Raw genomic sequence first — 1,651 nt, 5'->3', positions numbered from 1 at the left:
GGATATTTGGATGCGACTGGATCAGAGGTAAATAAAATAGTATTTACAGCCCACAACAAATCAAGTAGTGGCTATTGGAAAGGTATCAATTTTACTACTCCTTCACCGAATAACAAACTGATCAGGTCTGAGGTATCCTATGCAGGCTCTTCTAAGTTTCAGGGTTATGAGAAAAAAGGAAATGTGGCGGTGAGTGGTCTCCTTGTGGCCAGAGATTCAAGGTTTACCTTCGGATTGGGATATGGGATTGTTGCCCAGCAACTTGATAGAATAAACCAAGATGTGGCCTCCTCTAATATCTTTTCCAACTTTACAGAAGGAAATACATTCCCTGAAAGTTTGAGTAATCCCGAAGCACCTTCTTTATCCGGTGATTGGGTAGATTGGTGGAGTTTTACCGAAGAGCATTTTACCGTTGATCCTAAGTTATATGACAGAACCAATAATGTATGGTTTAAAGGAGCTTTAGATCCATGGAATATTGCTTCTCAACAAGGATTTGGGTTAAAGATCGCGCAAAATGGCAAGTTTATCTGGACGATAGCGGAGAGACATTCTTTTGATCCAAATTGCTTTTCCTATTCGGCAGAGTACATTACAGGAGTCATTACAGCTTCAAACAATCAGGTGACTTTTCAACAGGATTATTGGAGAAGTAAGTTTGAAAATAGTTGCGATCCGGAGCAAAACGGTGATGAAGAAATAACGCTGGGTGATATTCCTTTGAAATATGAAATCATCAGGGTTTTTCATCCTATGACAGGAAAACCATTTTGGCAGCTGAAATTTACCAACCCTGACAATTCAACTTTCTCCTATTTTAGACTTTGATCAATGAGGCTATCCTGATAAGATAGCCTCATATCTTTTTTTAAAATGCCAGATGAATAAAAGAAATAATTCCTGTAAAGAAAACTTGAAATCTACTTTTCACGAGCATTACCGGGATTGTCAAAAGGAATTCATTTGATTTTAAAACCAAACTATGTGTAAATTGGTAGTAAAAGTCTATTTGGATATGATCAAAAATATTAAAATACTGAAAAAGGAAATCCTATCCGATAATTGGTACACCCTTAAAAAGGTGACTTTCGAATACCAAAAAAGTGACGGATCGGTACATACTCAAGTACGGGAAGCTTTTGACAGGGGAAATGGAGCAGCAATTCTCCTTTACAGCAACAAAAAAGGCACTGTAGTCCTGACCATGCAATTCAGATTGCCGACCTATCTCAATGGAAATGAATCAGGCATGATGATAGAAGCCTGTGCCGGCATGCTGGACGGCCAACACCCCGAGGAGGCAATCCGGAGGGAAACGGAAGAAGAGACCGGGTACAAGATCAAAGATATCCTAAAAGTATTCGAAGCATATACCTCACCGGGAGCGGTCACCGAAATCCTGCACTGCTACATTGCCCGGTATTCTAAAGACATGAAAGTCGGGTCAGGCGGAGGCGCAGAAGATGAGGATGAAAATATTGAAGTGCTGGAAATATCCTTTGACAAAGCTCTTGAAATGATCACCACAGGAGAAATCCGGGATGCCAAAACCATTATGCTCCTGCAATATCTCAGATGCCAGCAAATTATGTAAATCAAGTGCAACCAACCTGTTCATTTTGAAATTATACCTGAACTAGCATTTATC

1 protein-coding gene and 1 pseudogene are annotated in these 1,651 nt (G+C 39.9%); both read left to right on the top strand.

What is annotated here, in order from left to right; translation table 11 throughout:
• Positions 1-831, top strand: a pseudogene (locus tag ACEW8U_RS16340) (hypothetical protein); the annotation flags it as partial.
• Between the two features lie 154 nt (positions 832-985).
• A complete protein-coding gene (gene nudK / locus ACEW8U_RS16335; protein WP_373523122.1) occupies positions 986-1,597 on the top strand; it encodes a GDP-mannose pyrophosphatase NudK in 612 nt (203 codons plus the stop codon).
• Positions 1,598-1,651: the final 54 nt, after the last annotated feature.

It is taken from the genome of Aquiflexum sp. (genome assembly GCF_041751335.1).
GTDB lineage: Bacteria > Bacteroidota > Bacteroidia > Cytophagales > Cyclobacteriaceae > Aquiflexum.
This window is presented reverse-complemented; position numbering and strand designations above follow the sequence as displayed.